This window comes from Erwinia sp. S43 (assembly GCF_016624745.1).
Lineage (GTDB): Bacteria > Pseudomonadota > Gammaproteobacteria > Enterobacterales > Enterobacteriaceae > Erwinia > Erwinia coffeiphila.
Genome location: NZ_JACVTX010000084.1, coordinates 1 through 274 on the forward strand (window position 1 = coordinate 1; position 274 = coordinate 274).

1 tRNA gene is annotated in these 274 nt (G+C 50.0%); it reads left to right on the plus strand.

The features are described 5' to 3' along the window. Nucleotides 1–79: 79 nt before the first annotated feature. Nucleotides 80–154 (plus strand) — tRNA-Glu (locus tag IBT47_RS26875). Nucleotides 155–274: the final 120 nt, after the last annotated feature.

The window sequence follows — 274 nt, forward strand, 5'->3', positions numbered from 1 at the left end:
CTTTCCTTCGTAGTGCTCACACAGATTGTCTGATAGAAAAGTAACGAGCAGGACGGCTGCGAAGTCGCGACACTGATGTGTCCCCTTCGTCTAGCGGTTAGGACTCCGCCCTTTCACGGCGGCAACAGGGGTTCGAATCCCCTAGGGGACGCCACCTGCCTGGTGACAGGTGAAAGATGTCTCCACAGTATCTCAAAACTGATATTGCCTTCGGGTGAGTCATGTTTGAGATATTTGCTCTTTAACAATCCGGAACAAGCTGAAAAATTGAAAC